The 14,120-nt window shown below is 71.2% G+C and carries 15 protein-coding genes; 11 read left to right on the plus strand and 4 right to left on the minus strand.

What is annotated here, in order from left to right; all coding sequences use genetic code 11:
* Positions 1-42 precede the first annotated feature (42 nt).
* From EPO13_06975 to EPO13_07020, 10 genes are all read left to right on the plus strand, one after another.
* On the plus strand, positions 43-774 hold the full coding sequence (locus EPO13_06975) for a transcriptional regulator (GenBank protein ID TAK69765.1): 732 nt from the start codon (positions 43-45) through the stop codon (positions 772-774).
* Positions 771-2,177: a Fe-S cluster assembly protein SufB gene (sufB, locus tag EPO13_06980; protein TAK69601.1), complete on the plus strand. Its 1,407-nt coding sequence runs from the start codon at positions 771-773 to the stop codon at positions 2,175-2,177. The genes EPO13_06975 and sufB overlap by 4 nt, the downstream gene beginning before the upstream one ends.
* Positions 2,177-3,349, plus strand: coding sequence for a Fe-S cluster assembly protein SufD (gene sufD / locus EPO13_06985; GenBank protein ID TAK69602.1), 1,173 nt, complete (start codon positions 2,177-2,179; stop codon positions 3,347-3,349). Before sufB ends, sufD begins: the two co-directional genes overlap by 1 nt.
* 45 nt (positions 3,350-3,394) lie before the next feature.
* Complete coding sequence (gene sufC / locus EPO13_06990) at positions 3,395-4,153, plus strand: Fe-S cluster assembly ATPase SufC (protein ID TAK69603.1); 759 nt, start codon at positions 3,395-3,397, stop codon at positions 4,151-4,153.
* Entirely contained in the window at positions 4,150-5,460 is a 1,311-nt protein-coding gene (locus EPO13_06995; GenBank protein TAK69604.1) for a cysteine desulfurase, read from the plus strand. Before sufC ends, EPO13_06995 begins: the two co-directional genes overlap by 4 nt.
* Positions 5,460-5,942 (plus strand): SUF system NifU family Fe-S cluster assembly protein, encoded by a 483-nt coding sequence (locus EPO13_07000; protein TAK69605.1) that lies wholly within the window; start codon positions 5,460-5,462, stop codon positions 5,940-5,942. Before EPO13_06995 ends, EPO13_07000 begins: the two co-directional genes overlap by 1 nt.
* Positions 5,939-6,265: a metal-sulfur cluster assembly factor gene (locus EPO13_07005; protein ID TAK69606.1), complete on the plus strand. Its 327-nt coding sequence runs from the start codon at positions 5,939-5,941 to the stop codon at positions 6,263-6,265. Before EPO13_07000 ends, EPO13_07005 begins: the two co-directional genes overlap by 4 nt.
* Before the next feature lie 52 nt (positions 6,266-6,317).
* Complete coding sequence (locus tag EPO13_07010; GenBank protein ID TAK69607.1) at positions 6,318-7,916, plus strand: ABC-F family ATP-binding cassette domain-containing protein; 1,599 nt, start codon at positions 6,318-6,320, stop codon at positions 7,914-7,916.
* A gap of 59 nt (positions 7,917-7,975) precedes the next feature.
* A complete protein-coding gene (locus EPO13_07015; GenBank protein ID TAK69766.1) occupies positions 7,976-8,239 on the plus strand; it encodes a hypothetical protein in 264 nt (87 codons plus the stop codon).
* 157 nt (positions 8,240-8,396) lie between these two features.
* The gene (locus EPO13_07020) at positions 8,397-10,334 is read left to right on the plus strand and encodes an ABC transporter ATP-binding protein (GenBank protein TAK69608.1); all 1,938 of its coding nucleotides are present in this window, start codon (positions 8,397-8,399) and stop codon (positions 10,332-10,334) included.
* Here the strand turns inward: EPO13_07020 and EPO13_07025 are convergent.
* The gene (locus EPO13_07025; GenBank protein ID TAK69609.1) at positions 10,280-11,065 is read right to left on the minus strand and encodes an SDR family oxidoreductase; all 786 of its coding nucleotides are present in this window, start codon (positions 11,063-11,065) and stop codon (positions 10,280-10,282) included. The two genes, EPO13_07020 and EPO13_07025, sit on opposite strands and share 55 nt — an antisense overlap.
* 102 nt (positions 11,066-11,167) lie before the next feature.
* Positions 11,168-12,022, minus strand: a complete 855-nt coding sequence (locus tag EPO13_07030) for an SURF1 family protein (GenBank protein ID TAK69610.1) — start codon at positions 12,020-12,022, stop codon at positions 11,168-11,170.
* Between EPO13_07030 and moaA the strand changes: the two genes are divergently transcribed.
* Positions 11,870-13,135 carry a GTP 3',8-cyclase MoaA gene (gene moaA / locus EPO13_07035; GenBank protein TAK69611.1) on the plus strand — a complete coding sequence of 422 codons (1,266 nt, stop codon included), beginning with the start codon at positions 11,870-11,872 and terminating at the stop codon, positions 13,133-13,135. The genes EPO13_07030 and moaA overlap by 153 nt on opposite strands.
* 42 nt (positions 13,136-13,177) lie before the next feature.
* Here the strand turns inward: moaA and EPO13_07040 are convergent, their stop codons facing one another.
* Positions 13,178-13,687, minus strand: a complete 510-nt coding sequence (locus EPO13_07040) for an aromatic ring-opening dioxygenase LigA (protein ID TAK69612.1) — start codon at positions 13,685-13,687, stop codon at positions 13,178-13,180.
* A gap of 92 nt (positions 13,688-13,779) precedes the next feature.
* On the minus strand, positions 13,780-14,115 hold the full coding sequence (locus EPO13_07045; protein ID TAK69613.1) for a DUF3099 domain-containing protein: 336 nt from the start codon (positions 14,113-14,115) through the stop codon (positions 13,780-13,782).
* Positions 14,116-14,120: the final 5 nt, after the last annotated feature.

The following is a 14,120-nucleotide window of genomic DNA, read 5'->3' on the forward strand; positions in this document are numbered from 1 at the left end:
CCCGGGCTCACTCGGTGCCCGTGCCCGTTCTGTGCCGGGCCGATCGCCCCCGGCGGCCCGCCTCACCGGGATTTAGGTCATACTTGCGTTGTGAAAATCCTCGCCGGCGCACCCGCCCGGGTCGCCCGCGTCCTGTTGGACGGGGGCCCGGCGACCGCTGCTGCGCTCGCGGAGCGACTCGAGCTGACCGCCGCAGCGGTGCGTCGGCACCTCGACGTGCTCGTGGCCGAGGGCTACGCCGATGTCGGGGATCGGGCGCCGTACGGACCGGCGCCGTCACGAGGCCGGGGCCGGCCAGCCCGGGTCTACTCGCTCACGCCGGCCGGTCGCGAGGCATTCGACCAGGCGTACGACGACCTCGCGGTCGGCGCGCTGCGCTACCTGGCCGAGACCGCCGGCGACGAGGCCGTCGCCGGCTTCGCCCGCCACCGGGTGGCCGAGCTGGAACGCCGCTATGCGGCCCGGCTGGCCGCCGTCGCCGATCCGATCGAACGCGCCGAGACCCTCGCCGAGTTGCTCAGCGCCGACGGCTACGCGGCGGCCGCGGTCGCTCACGTCGGGGGAGCAGGCGCCCAGTTGTGCCAGCATCACTGCCCGGTCGAGCACGTCGCCGCTGAGTTCCCGCAGTTGTGCGAAGCCGAGACCGAGGCCTTCGAGCGCCTGCTGGGCACCCGCGTGCTGCGGTTGGCCACGATCGCGCACGGCGACGGTGTCTGCACCACCCACGTCCAGGCCGGTACTGCTCCACCACGTCGAAGGGTCACGTCGTCATGACCGCATCGCAGGATCTCGAGGGCCTCGGCCGCTACGAGTACGGCTGGAGCGACACCGACACCGCCGGGGCATCGGCGCGGCGCGGGCTGTCCGAGGAGGTCGTCCGCGACATCAGCGCCAAGAAGGGCGAGCCGGAGTGGATGCTCCAGATGCGCCTGAAGGGTCTGCGCATCTTCGAGCGCAAGCCCATGCCGGCCTGGGGTGGGGACCTGTCGGGGATTCACTTCGACACCATCAAGTACTTCGTGCGTTCCACCGAGTCGCAGGCCGCCTCCTGGGAGGACCTGCCGGCGGACATCAAGAACACGTACGACCGGCTCGGGATCCCCGAGGCCGAGAAGCAGCGCCTCGTCGCCGGCGTTGCGGCACAGTACGAATCCGAGGTCGTCTACCACAAGATCCGGGAGGACCTCGAGGAGCAGGGCGTGCTGTTCCTCGACACCGACACCGGGTTGCGCGAGCACGAGGACGTGTTCCGGGAGAACTTCGGGTCGGTGATCCCGGCGGGCGACAACAAGTTCTCGGCACTGAACACCGCGGTGTGGTCGGGCGGTTCGTTCATCTACGTACCCAAGGGTGTGCAGGTCGAGATCCCGCTGCAGGCGTACTTCCGGATCAACACCGAGAACATGGGCCAGTTCGAACGGACGCTGATCATCGTCGACGAGGGCGCGTACGTGCACTACGTCGAAGGCTGTACCGCACCGATCTACTCCAGCGACTCGCTGCACTCGGCGGTCGTCGAGATCATCGTCAAGAAGGGTGCCCGCTGCCGCTACACGACCATCCAGAACTGGTCGAACAACGTCTACAACCTCGTCACCAAGCGGGCGTTCGCCCACGCCGGCGCGACGATGGAGTGGATCGACGGGAACCTCGGCTCGAAGGTCACCATGAAGTACCCGGCGGTGTGGCTGATGGGTGAGCACGCCAAGGGCGAGACCCTGTCGATCGCCTTCGCCGGCGAGGGGCAGCACCAGGACGCCGGCTCGAAGATGGTCCACGCCGCGCCGAACACCTCCTCGTCGATCGTGTCGAAGTCGGTGGCCCGCGGGGGAGGGCGGACGTCGTACCGCGGGCTGGTCCAGGTCCAGCCCGGGGCACACGGCTCCCGCAGCACGGTGCGCTGCGACGCGCTGCTGGTCGACGACGTGAGCCGGTCCGACACCTACCCGTACGTCGACGTCCGGGAGGACGACGTGTCGATGGGGCACGAGGCGTCGGTGTCGAAGGTGAGCGAGGACCAGCTCTTCTACCTCATGTCGCGCGGCCTGACCGAGGACGAGGCGATGGCGATGATCGTGCGCGGCTTCATCGAACCGATCGCCCGCGAACTGCCGATGGAGTACGCCCTGGAGCTGAACCGCCTCATCGAGCTGCAGATGGAAGGTGCGGTCGGCTGATGTCGGTTTCCACCATGACGCCGCCGGCGACCAAGGCCACCCGGGTCGTATCGGCCCAGCTCGCCGACCACCCGGTCCCCTCCGGCCGGGAGGAGGACTGGCGGTTCACCCCGACGTCCCGGCTGCGGCCGCTGCTGGACGGTCAGCCCGCTGACGGCGAGCCGGACGTCAGCTGGCAGGCCGATGGCGCGTCGGTGGCGACCGTGCGGCGCGACGACCCGGCGTTCGGGGCCGTCCTCACCCCTGCCGATCGCGCGTCCGCTGTGGCGTACGAGCGGGCCGGCTCGGTGCTGGCGGCCCGCATCCCCCGAGAGGCGACCGGCGCCTCCGCCCTGGTGGCGCTGCGGGGCACCGGCGGCGTGCAGTACACCCACGTGCTGATCGAGGCCGGGGCCCACGCCAGCGGTCTGGTCGTGCTCGACCACACCGGTGCGGGCACCGTCGGCGGCAACGTCGAGATCGCCGTCGGCGACGGTGCGGACCTCACCGTGGTCAGCATCCAGGACTGGGACGAAGGCAGCAGCCATGTCCTCGCGCACGCGGCGCTGATCGGTCGCGACGCCCGGCTGCGGCACGTGGTGGTCTCCCTCGGTGGCGACCTGGTGCGCGTCACCACGAGCGTCCGGTACGCCGGACCCGGCGGCGAGGCGAACCTGCTCGGGGTCTGCTTCGCCGACGCCGGGCAGCATCTGGAGCATCGGCTGTTGGTCGATCACGCCGTACCGCACTGCCGCAGCGACGTGCTGTACAAGGGCGCCCTGCAGGGTGCGAAGGCCCGCACCGTCTGGGTCGGCGACGTACTGATCCGCGCGTCAGCCGTCGGCACCTCGACGTACGAGATGAACCGCAACCTGTTGCTCACCGACGGCGCTCGCGCGGACTCGGTACCGAACCTGGAGATCGAGACCGGCGAGATCGTCGGCGCCGGTCACGCCAGTGCCACGGGAAGGTTCGACGACGAGCAACTGTTCTACCTGCAGGCCCGCGGCATTCCGGAGAACGTCGCCCGTCGGCTGGTGGTGCACGGCTTCTTCGCCGACATCATCGCCCGGATCGGCGACGACGGCCTGCGGGATCGGCTGCTGCGCAACGTCGACGACCGGCTCGGGCGGTTCGGACCCGACCCGGCCGCAGCAGCCGGCGACGACCGGCCGGACCCCCTGACCGACTGACCCACGGCCGGAAGCCCGCGCCGATCCACGTACTGAGGAGATTCGATGTCCACCCTGCAGATCCGCGACCTGCACGTCACGGTCTCGACCGAGACGGGTCCGCGCGAGATCCTCCGGGGTGTCGACCTCACCGTCGGCGCCGGCGAGACGCACGCGATCATGGGACCCAACGGTTCGGGCAAGTCCACGCTGGCGTATTCGGTTGCCGGACATCCGAAGTACACCGTCACCGGCGGATCGGTCACGCTCGACGGTGCCGACGTCCTGGCGATGAGCGTCGATGCCCGGGCGCGGGCCGGGATCTTCCTGGCGATGCAGTATCCGGTCGAGGTCCCGGGGGTGTCGGTCTCCAACTTCCTGCGCACCTCGGTCACCGCGGTCCGCGGCGAGGCGCCGAAGCTGCGCTTGTGGGTCAAGGAGATGAAGGCCGCGATGGACGAGCTCGGGGTCGACGCCCAGTTCGCCGAGCGCAACGTCAACGAGGGTTTCTCCGGCGGGGAGAAGAAGCGGCACGAGATCCTGCAGCTGGAACTGCTGCGCCCCGGCATCGCCATCCTGGACGAGACCGACTCCGGGCTGGACGTCGACGCGTTGCGCGCGGTGAGCGAAGGGGTGAACCGGGTCCGGGCGACCGGGACGACCGGCACGCTGCTGATCACCCACTACACCCGGATCCTGCGCTACATCCAGCCGGACTTCGTCCACGTGTTCGTCGACGGCCGCATCGTCGAGGAAGGCGGCCCGGAACTGGCGGACCGGCTGGAGGCCGAAGGCTACGAGCGCTACCTGCGAGCGCCGGCATGACCGCCACCACCGCGGCCGCCGGCCGGCTGCTCGACGTCGAGCGGCTGCGGCGCGATTTCCCGCTGCTGGCCAGGACGGTGCGCGGTGACCGCCGGCTGGTCTACCTGGACTCCGGCGCGACGTCGCAGAAGCCGCGGCAGGTCCTCGACGCCGAGCGTGCCTTCTACGAGCAGCACAATGCCGCCGCTCACCGCGGCGCTCACCAGTTGGCCGAAGAGGCCACCGAGGCCTACGAGTCCGCGCGGCGCCGCGTCGCGGCGTTCGTCGGTGCGGCCGAGGACGAGATCGTGTTCACCAAGAACGCCACGGAGTCGATCAACCTGGTCGCGTACGCGTTCTCCAACACCACCGACAAGGCCCGACACCGCGCCGCGTTGCCGGACGGGGCGGACCGGTTCGCGCTGCGCGAAGGTGACGAGATCGTCGTCACCGAGATGGAGCACCACGCCAATCTCGTACCCTGGCAGGAACTGGCGCTGAAGACCGGCGCGACCCTGAAGTGGTTCGGCCTCACCGACTCCGGCCGCCTCGACCTGTCCGACGTCGGCTCCGTCATCGGCCCGCGCACCAAGATCGTCGCGGTGGTGCATCAGTCCAACATTCTCGGCACTATCAATCCGCTCGATGCGATCGTGGCCCGCGCCCGCGAGGTGGGCGCGCTGGTGCTGCTCGACGCGTGCCAGTCGGTCCCGCACCATCCGATCGACGTCGCGGCACTCGGCGTGGACTTCGTGGCGTGGAGTGGGCACAAGATGCTGGGCCCCACCGGGATCGGCTGCCTGTGGGGCCGTCCGGAACTGCTGGCCGCCATGCCGCCGTTCCTGACCGGCGGCTCGATGATCGAGGTGGTCACGATGGAGCGGACGACGTTCGCCGCTCCGCCGCAACGATTCGAGGCCGGCGTGCCGATGATGGCGCAGGCGGTCGGCCTCGGCGCCGCCGTGGACTACCTGTCCGCCGTCGGGATGACCGCCGTCGCCGCCCACGAGGAGGCGCTGACCGCGCTGGCTCTCGAGGGCCTGGCCGGCGTGCCGGGGCTGCGGATCGTCGGCCCGACCACGACGGTCGACCGCGGTGGCGCGATCTCGTTCGTGGTGGACGGGATCCATCCCCACGACGTCGGCCAGGTACTCGACGACCGCGGCGTCGCGGTCCGCGTCGGGCACCACTGCGCCTGGCCGGTGGTGCGGCGGATGGGTGTGCCGGCCACCACACGGGCGACCTTCTACCTGTACAACGGCCCCGACGACGTCGAGGCCCTCGTCGACGGCGTCCACGCCGCCCGTAGCTTCTTCGGAGTCAGCTGATGCAGCTGGAGCAGCTGTACCAGGAGATCATCCTCGACCACTACAAGCACCCGCACGGGCGCGGGCTGCGCGAGCCGTTCGACGCTCAGGTGCATCACGTCAACCCCACCTGCGGCGACGAGATCACGTTGCGGGTCAGCCTGTCCGGCGACGCCGAGCCGGTGGTCACGGACGTCTCCTACGAGGGTGCCGGCTGCTCGATCTCGCAGGCCAGCGCCAGCGTGCTGTACGACCAGCTGGTCGGGATGACGCTGCCGGAGGCCGAACGCGTCCAGCAGGAGTTTCTCGCCCTCATGCACAGCCGGGGCGACGGTGAACCCGACGACGAGGTGCTCGGTGACGCCGTGGCGTTCCACGGGGTGTCCCGCTACCCGGCGCGGGTGAAATGCGCGCTGCTGTCGTGGATGGCCTGGCAGGACGCGGTGACCGTAGCGCTCGACGCGGCCGGAGCGGCCCGATCCGTAGGGAGTACGACGCCATGACCGACACCACCACGACCACCTCGTCCGACGACCTGGTCGAAGCCCTCAAGGACGTCGTCGACCCCGAACTGGGGATCAACGTGGTCGACCTCGGCCTGGTGTACGGCGTTGCCGTGGACGACGACAACGTCGCGACGCTCGACATGACGCTCACCTCCGCGGCCTGCCCGCTGACCGACGTCATCGAGGACCAGACCCGGGCGGCGCTGGACGGCCTGGTGAAGGACTTCCGGATCAACTGGGTCTGGATGCCGCCGTGGGGGCCGGACAAGATCACCGACGACGGCCGCGAGATGCTGCGCGCACTCGGCTTCAACGTCTGAGTCGCCCGTCTCCCGGCGCCCTGCGCCGCCAACGCCTGCGAGGAATTCCCGCGTGATCGTCGCCACCGACGTGGAGTTGCGCGCCGGCTCCCGGCTGCTGCTGGCCGAGGCGAGTTTCCGGGTCGCTCCCGGTGACAAGGTCGGCCTGGTCGGACGCAACGGCGCCGGCAAGACGACGCTCACGAAGGTGCTGGCCGGCCAGGCACAACCGGCTGCCGGGACGGTGACCCGTTCGGGCACAGTCGGTTACCTCCCGCAGGACCCCCGGACCGGGGACCTCGACGTCCTGGCCCGCGACCGGGTGCTGTCTGCCCGGGGACTGGTGGAGGTCACCCGCCGGATGCGCGAGGCAGCCGAGTTGATGGCCAGCGACGATCCGCAGCGCCGGGAGCAGGCCATGCGCCGGTACGAGCGGGCCACCGCCGAGTTCGAGTCCCTCGGCGGATACGCCGTGGAATCCGAGGCGGCCGCGATCGCCTCCAGCCTGAGCCTGCCCGACCGCATCCTCAGCCAGCCGCTGGCGACGCTGTCCGGCGGTCAACGGCGTCGCGTCGAACTGGCGCGAATCCTGTTCAGTGGCGCGCAGACGTTGCTGCTGGACGAGCCCACCAACCACCTGGACGCGGATTCGGTGATCTGGCTGCGGGACTTCCTGTCCTCGTACGCCGGCGGGGTGGTGGTGATCAGCCACGACGTCGCCCTGCTCGACACGACCGTCACGCGGGTCTTCCACCTCGACGCCACCCGCGCGGTGATCGACGTCTACAACGTCGGGTGGAAGACCTATCTCGAGCAGCGCGAGACCGACGAGCGGCGGCGCCGACGGGAACGGGCGAACGCCGAGAAGCAGGCCGCGGCGCTGAAGGACCAGGCCGAGCGGATGCGCGCGAAGGCCACCAAGGCCAAGGCCGCCCAGGGGATGCTGCGGCGGGCCGAGCGGCTGGTCGCCACGCTGGAGGACACCCGGCAGGCCGACCGGGTGGCGCGGCTGCGCTTCCCCGAGCCGGCCAGCTGCGGCCGGACCCCGCTGAGCGCGACCGGCCTGTCCCGCTCGTACGGGTCGTTGGAGATCTTCACCGACGTCGACCTCGCCATCGACCGTGGCTCACGGGTCGTCGTGCTGGGGCTCAACGGCGCCGGCAAGACCACACTGCTGCGCATCCTCGCCGGAATCGACCCGCCGGACACCGGTGCGGTCGTGGCCGGGCACGGCCTGCGGCTGGGGTACTACGCCCAGGAGCACGAAACGCTGGACACGTCCCGGACGGTCCTGGAGAACATGCGCACGGCCGCACCGGAACTGCCGGCCACCGAGGCCCGGCGAGTCCTCGGTTCGTTCCTGTTCACCGGCGACGAGGTCGACAAGCCCGCCGGGGTGCTGTCCGGCGGGGAGAAGACCCGGCTCGCGCTCGCCACGCTGGTGGTGTCCAGCGCCAACGTCCTGCTGCTGGACGAACCGACGAACAACCTCGACCCCGCGAGCCGCGACGAGGTGCTCGGTGCATTGCGGGCCTACCGCGGCGCCGTGGTGCTGGTGACCCATGACGAAGGCGCGGTGGCCGCCCTGGCGCCCGAACGGGTCCTGCTGTTGCCGGACGGCGTGGAGGACCACTGGACGCCGGACTACGCCGACCTGATCTCGCTGGCGTGACGCTCGGCGACGGGTAGCGGAGCGGGACCACCTGAAGGATCATGGGCCGCACTGGGCGCGTGGGCGCATGGGCCGGTGGCCTTCAGCCCCGGCGGACCGACCGGGAGGTTGTCGTGGCTGAGCTGGGCAAGGGTCGCCGGGTCACCGGCACGGAGCGGGACAAGCTGGCCGAGAGCCTCAAGAAGAAGTACGCCGCCGGACGCAGTATCCGCGAGCTGGCCAGCGAATCGGGCCGCTCCTACGGTTTCGTGCACCGCATCCTGTCCGAATCCGGTGTGGCACTACGGGGCCGCGGTGGCGCGACGCGCGGCAAGAAGGCCTGACGATCAACCTGGCCTGACTGTCGACCAGCCGAACCGACCGGCCGCCGGTACGCCGCGGCGGCACACTGACGGCTGAATCGGGAAGGGATCCGGCGTACCGCGGGTTGGCCTGCGACAGGTCCGCACGAACCTGGCCGGCGGTCACGGAAAGGCAGGCATGGCCCAGCACAATTCCTGGAGCACGCTGCGGTCGTACACCCGCGACTCGTCGGTCAAGAACCGGCGGGTCAGCCGGGCGACGTTCCGGCGGATCCTCGGGTTCGCTCGCCCCTACCGCGCTCTGGTCGCCGGATTCCTCGTGATCCTGGTGATCGAGGCGGTGCTCGGGGTGGCGCAGCCGTTGCTGTTCAAGCGGATCGTCGACGACGGGATCAGCGTCGGCAACAGCACGGTCGTGACGGTCTGCGCCCTGCTCGTGGTCGTTTTGGCCCTCGCCGATGCCGGACTCGGCCTGCTGGGACGGCTGGTGTCCTCCCGGATCGGCGAGGGCCTCATCTTCGACCTGCGAACCCGCGTCTACACACACGTCCAGGCGCAGTCGGTCGCGTTCTTCACCCGGGCCCAGACCGGAGCCCTGGTCTCGCGCCTCAACAACGACGTCGTCGGTGCGCAACAGGCGTTCACCTCCACCCTCAGCGGTCTGGTCGGCAACCTCATCAGTGTCGTGGTGACGCTGGCCACGATGCTGTGGCTGTCCTGGCAGATCACCATCGCGGCGCTGGTGCTGCTCCCGCTGTTCCTGCTGCCGGCGCGCTGGATGGGTCGCCGGCTGCAGGCGCTCACCAGGGAACAGATGCAGCTGAACGCCGAGATGAGCACCCAGATGACCGAACGGTTCAACGTCGCCGGCGCGCTGCTGGTGAAACTGTTCGGTCGGCCGGCCGAGGAGGACGAGGTCTTCGCCGGGCGGGCGGGTCGGGTCCGGGACATCGGCGTCCGTATCGCGATGGCCAACCGGTACTTCTTCACCGCCCTGACGCTGGTCGCGATGCTGGCGACGGCCCTGGTGTACGGCGTCGGCGGCAACCTGGTGATCAACGGGACGCTGACCCTGGGCACGCTGCTGGCCCTGGCGGCCCTGCTCGGCCAGCTGTACGGCCCGTTGACCGCGCTGTCCAACGTCCGGGTGGACGTGATGACCGCACTGGTGTCCTTCGAGCGCGTCTTCGAAGTGCTCGACCTGCCGCCCCTGGTGGCCGAACCCGAGCGGCCCCAGCCGTTGCCGGCCGGTCCGGTCGCGGTGGAGTTCGAGCACGTGGCATTCCGCTATCCGAGTGTGGACGAAGTGTCGCTGGCCTCGTTGGAGTCGGTCGCGCGCACCACCGGACGTGCTGTCCCGCAACAGGTCCTGCACGACGTGAGCTTTACCGCTGCGCCTGGGCAGCTCGTCGCCCTGGTCGGCCCGTCAGGCGCCGGCAAGACGACGATCACCGCCCTGGTGTCGCGGCTCTACGACGTCACCGCCGGCGCCGTCCGGGTGGGCGGGGTCGACGTCCGGGACCTGTCGGCGGCCTCGCTGCAGCGCACCGTCGGCGTCGTGACGCAGGACGCCCACATGTTCCACGACACGATCCGGGCCAACCTGCTCTACGCCCGACCTGACGCCACCGAGGCCCAACTGCTCGCGGCCTGCCGCGACGCCCAGGTCGCCGATCTGCTCGCCGCCTTGCCGGACGGCCTCGACACGGTCGTCGGTGACCGCGGCTACCGGCTGTCCGGCGGGGAGAAGCAACGGCTCGCGCTGGCTCGGCTGCTGCTGAAGGCGCCGGCGGTCGTCGTCCTGGACGAGGCGACGGCCCACCTGGACAGCGAGAGCGAGCTGGCCGTCCAACGTGCGCTGGACACCGCGCTGACCGGTCGTACCTCGCTGGTCATCGCCCACCGGCTGTCAACGATCCGCGAGGCGGACCTCATCCTGGTCGTGGACGACGGGGAGGTGGTCGAGCGGGGCAGCCACGCCCAGCTGCTGGCCCACGGCGGCCTGTACGCCGACCTCTACCGGACCCAGTTCGCCGGCCAGGCTGCGTCGTGGCCGGCCGATCAGATCGACCGCGTCGAACCGCCGTCCACCGCGAGCATCGAGCCGGTGACGTAGGACGAGACCGGGGACAGCAGGAAGGCCGCGGCAGCGGCGAACTCGGCTGGCTCGCCGTACCGGCCGAGCGGGATGGCCACCTCGTTGCGCCGGCGCACCATGTCCGGCGAGCCGACCCGGGCGTCGATGGCGAAGGTCCGGTCGGTGGCCAGCCGCCCCGGCAGCATCCCGTTGACCCGGACGCCCCGCGGGCCGAGCTCGTCGGCGAGGTCCTTGACCACCATCGCCAGGCCCGGCCGCAGGCCGTTGCTCACCGACAGTCCCGCGATCGGGTTGCGGACACTGCTGGACAGGACGAAGACCAGCGATCCCTCCGTCCCGGTCAGCGCCGCCGGGTCCGACGTGATCGCCGCGCTGATCGCGCGGGCCACCCGCAACGGGCCGAGGAAGACCGACTCGAACGAGCTGCGCCACGCCTCGTCGGTGACGGTGAGCGCCGTGCCGGGCGGCGGTCCCCCGACACTGAGCAGGGCACCGTCGATGCGGCCGAACCGGGCCACGGCACCGGCGACGAGGCGCTCAGCCGCCGACGGGTCGGCGAGGTCGGCGGCCAACGCCACCACCTGCCCGCTGTGCCCGAGCGCGTGGGTCGCCTCGGCCAGCGACTCCTCGTCGCGCCCGGCGATGACGACCTGGGCGCCTTCCTCCAGCAGCGTGTACGCCGCGGCCAGGCCGAGCCCCCGCGACCCCCCGGTGACGACGAACGCGCGTCCTGCCAGACCCAGATCCATGCCGGTCATGGTGCCGCAGCCGGCGGCGGGAGTCGCGCGAGGACGCCAGCAGGGTGGTGTGTCGTACCGCCGATCCGGCCGATCCCGCCCGTCGCCGCGAGGTCAGCCGGCCGGGGGCGGCGGGCCGGAGGAGGTGTGCTGTGCGCCGGCACGGGCGTCCTCGCGTGCCTCGCGGCGCAGGAAGAATCCCCAGCCGACCACGGCGACCAGCGCGAACAGGATCCACTGCACGGCATACGAGAGGTTGCGGGTGTCGTCGATGTCAGGCGGCGGCAGCACCGTGAGCGCGGCGCTGTCGGCCGGATCGCTGCCGGTCAGTTCCAGGTACGCCGGATACACCGGCGAGCCGCCACCCGACGCCGACGCGGTCGTGCCGTTGTCCGCCGCCGCGTCGTCGCGCCGGCTGAGCATGGCGATGTCGAGGTCGGTCACCTGACCGGCGGGCAGGTCACGCGGCTGGGCCGACGGGCCGCTCTGCGGCGCCCGCAGCCGGCCGGTCACCGTCACCAGGCCGGCAGGCGGGTCGGGTGCCCGCTGGACCGCCGTGGCGTCCGCGGTGGCCGGGATCCAGCCCCGGTTGATCCACAACAGCCGGCCGGTGTCGGTCCGCAGCGCGGTGGCGACCCAGAAGCCGTTCGCCCCGTTCAGCGGGCGCTTGCGGACCAGGACCGTGCTGGCCGGCTCGTAGCGCCCGGTCGCGGTCACCGAACGCCATTCGACGTCCGCGCCCAGCTCGCCAGCGCCCGTCACAGCTGTGCCGGAGGCATCGGTGGCGGCGAGCACCTGGTCGATGGGGGTGGCGCCATGCGCGCTGCGGTCGACGACCGCTGCCCGCTCGGCTCGCTTCGCCTCCGCGCGCGACCACTGCCAGCGGCTCAGCAGACCGAAGGCGACGATCGCCAGCAGAACGGTTACGGTGAAGCCGAGCCAACGACGGGTGCGCAGCAAGGCGAGCACTGCAGGAGCCTAGCCCCGCCCCAGACGCGCGCCGACCGCGGCGTCGGCCCACCGCGCGGCAAACCGGCTCACCCAGAGCCGGTTTGCCGACTCGCTGCCCCGGAGGTGACCGTGCTGCTGGACCAGTTCGGTCGGGCTGGGCGGGATCTGCGGGTGTCGCTGACCGATCGCTGCAACCTGCGCTGCAGCTACTGCATGCCCGAGCAGGGTCTGCCCTGGCTGCCGCGGCAGGAGCTGCTCACCGACGACGAGGTCGTCCGGGTGGTCGCGGTCATGGTGGGTCTGGGCGTCGACGACGTGCGATTCACCGGCGGGGAACCGCTCCTGCGCCCCGGCCTGGTGGACATCGTCGCCGCCGTCGCCGGGATGACGCCACGACCTCGGATCTCGCTGACCACCAACGGCATCGGGCTGACGGCCCTCGCTGAGCCGTTGGCCGCCGCCGGACTGGACCGCGTCAACGTCAGCCTGGACACCCTGGACCGGCAGCGCTTCATCCAGCTGACCCACCGGGATCGGCTGGACGACGTCCTCGCCGGCCTGACGGCGGCCCGAAGCGCCGGGTTGACCCCGGTGAAGCTCAACGCCGTGCTGGTCCGCGGCAGCAATGACGCCGAGGCGGTCGACCTCGTGCGCTTCGCGCTGCGCCACGACTACGAACTGCGGTTCATCGAACAGATGCCGCTGGACGCCCAGCACGGCTGGGACCGCACCGCGATGCTCACCGGGGACGAGATCCTGGGCCTGCTGCGCACGCAGCTGTCCGTCCAGCCCGACCCCGGCCGGCTGCGGGGCAGCGCGCCGGCCGAGACCTTCCTCGCCGCGGACCCGGGCGCGGGGCTGGGCCCGGGCCGGATCGGCATGATCGCGTCGGTCACCCAGCCCTTCTGCGCAGCGTGCGACCGGGTGCGGCTCACCGCCGACGGGCAGGTCCGCAACTGCCTGTTCGCCCGTGAGGAGTCGCCGCTGCGCGACCTGCTGCGCAGCGGTGCCTCCGATGCCGCGCTGGCGGACGTCATCCGCGCCGCGATGTGGGCCAAACGGGCCGGGCACGGCATCGGCGAGGCGGGCTTCGCCCAGCCGGAACGGCCGATGTCGGCCATCGGCGGCTGAGCCCCGCCCAGGCGACGGGGGCCGCTTGCGAACGGCAGCGGGTCAGCTGGCGGCGTGCGCCGGTTCGCCGCGCTCGGTGTCGCTGACGACGGTCGCGGCCACCGGTCGGCGGATCACCAGCAGCAGAGCGACTCCGATCAGGATGACCACGGCACCGAGGCCGGCTGCCATCGCCGCGACGCCGAACGCGACCACCGAGGTGAACAGCGACGCCTGCAGGAACGACGCCGTCATCACCGAGTCCCGGTTCGGATCACCCTGCGGGAGTTCGGCATACGTCTTGCCACCGGCGATCTTCTCCGCGTGCCCGGCGATCGCCTCGGCTTCGGCGTACGCCTGCCAGGGCTGTGTCACCGACTGGCCGGCGAAGTGCGTGGCGTCGTCGGACACGGTGATCTTCTGCGCTGCCAGCGTCGAACTCACCACCCCGTAGGTGACCACCCCGGCGACGAGCAGGATCGCGCCGGCCACGATGACCAGAATGGCGATCGTGCGGACGCCACCGGTGCGGTACGTCGGCTGCGGTTGACCGGTTTCGTTGACCGTCGACATGGGACCTCCCGACGTCGGATCGCGACGACCCGACAGTAGAGGCCAGCCGCCCGCCGAGCCAGAGTTTCCCAGCACTGATGGTTACGGCGCGATCACGGTGTGCTGGAGGTACCGCCTGCCGGCCCGGATCCGACGGTGCCCGGCCCGAGTTGCGGATCCGGCTGGGGCAGCAGCGGTCCGACCGGGGGAGCGTCCTCGTTCTCCCGACCGCCGTTGGCCATGACCACGGCGAGGTAGGGCAGGCAGACCGCGCCGAGGACCAGCAGCCAACGCGGCCAACCGGGCGTGATGATCGCGCCGAGGAAACAGACGGTCCGGATGCCCATCGAGACCAGATAGCGCCGGGTCCGGCCGGCCTGCTCGACGGACAGGCCACGCCGGGCGTCGGTGATCCGGTACACATGCTCGGATCCACGTCCGGTCACCATGACTC

The sequence above is a fragment of the Actinomycetota bacterium genome, from assembly GCA_004297305.1.
Classification (GTDB): domain Bacteria; phylum Actinomycetota; class Actinomycetes; order S36-B12; family FW305-bin1; genus FW305-bin1.

Bases quoted from the DNA above. Each gene is read 5' to 3' on its own strand.
- sufD (TAK69602.1), top strand. From the start codon at position 2,177: ATGTCGGTTTCCACCATGACGCCGCCGGCGACCAAGGCCACCCGGGTC.
- EPO13_07020 (TAK69608.1), top strand. From the start codon at position 8,397: ATGGCCCAGCACAATTCCTGGAGCACGCTGCGGTCGTACACCCGCGAC.
- sufC (TAK69603.1), top strand. From the start codon at position 3,395: ATGTCCACCCTGCAGATCCGCGACCTGCACGTCACGGTCTCGACCGAG.
- EPO13_07025 (TAK69609.1), bottom strand. From the start codon at position 11,065: ATGGATCTGGGTCTGGCAGGACGCGCGTTCGTCGTCACCGGGGGGTCG.
- EPO13_07040 (TAK69612.1), bottom strand. From the start codon at position 13,687: ATGTCGACGGTCAACGAAACCGGTCAACCGCAGCCGACGTACCGCACC.
- EPO13_07000 (TAK69605.1), top strand. From the start codon at position 5,460: ATGCAGCTGGAGCAGCTGTACCAGGAGATCATCCTCGACCACTACAAG.
- moaA (TAK69611.1), top strand. From the start codon at position 11,870: ATGCGCGCTGCGGTCGACGACCGCTGCCCGCTCGGCTCGCTTCGCCTC.
- EPO13_07005 (TAK69606.1), top strand. From the start codon at position 5,939: ATGACCGACACCACCACGACCACCTCGTCCGACGACCTGGTCGAAGCC.
- EPO13_06995 (TAK69604.1), top strand. From the start codon at position 4,150: ATGACCGCCACCACCGCGGCCGCCGGCCGGCTGCTCGACGTCGAGCGG.
- EPO13_07045 (TAK69613.1), bottom strand. From the start codon at position 14,115: ATGGTGACCGGACGTGGATCCGAGCATGTGTACCGGATCACCGACGCC.
- sufB (TAK69601.1), top strand. From the start codon at position 771: ATGACCGCATCGCAGGATCTCGAGGGCCTCGGCCGCTACGAGTACGGC.